The sequence below is a fragment of the Parafrankia sp. Ea1.12 genome, assembly GCF_900465275.1.
Taxonomy (GTDB): Bacteria; Actinomycetota; Actinomycetes; order Frankiales; family Frankiaceae; genus Parafrankia; species Parafrankia soli.
The window spans coordinates 1-234 of sequence record NZ_UBIZ01000260.1; the positions used below are offsets into that span (position 1 = coordinate 1).

The following is a 234-nucleotide window of genomic DNA, read 5'->3' on the forward strand; positions in this document are numbered from 1 at the left end:
GGAAGTGGACCCACCCGCAGCGGACGGGACGGCCACCGATCAGCCAGGAGATCGCCACGCTGATCGAGCGGCTCGCGACCGAGAACCCGACGTGGGGCTACCAGCGAATCCAGGGCGAGCTCCTCAAACTCGGCCACCGGGTGAGCGCATCCACGATCCGCCGGGTCCTGACGTCCCTGGGGCTCCCCCAGCTCCGAAACGGCAGACCGACACCACATGGCGACAGTTCCTGCG

1 pseudogene is annotated in these 234 nt (G+C 68.8%); it reads left to right on the top strand.

The annotated features are described in order from the left end of the window. Positions 1–234, top strand: a pseudogene (locus tag FMEAI12_RS11520) (helix-turn-helix domain-containing protein); the annotation flags it as partial.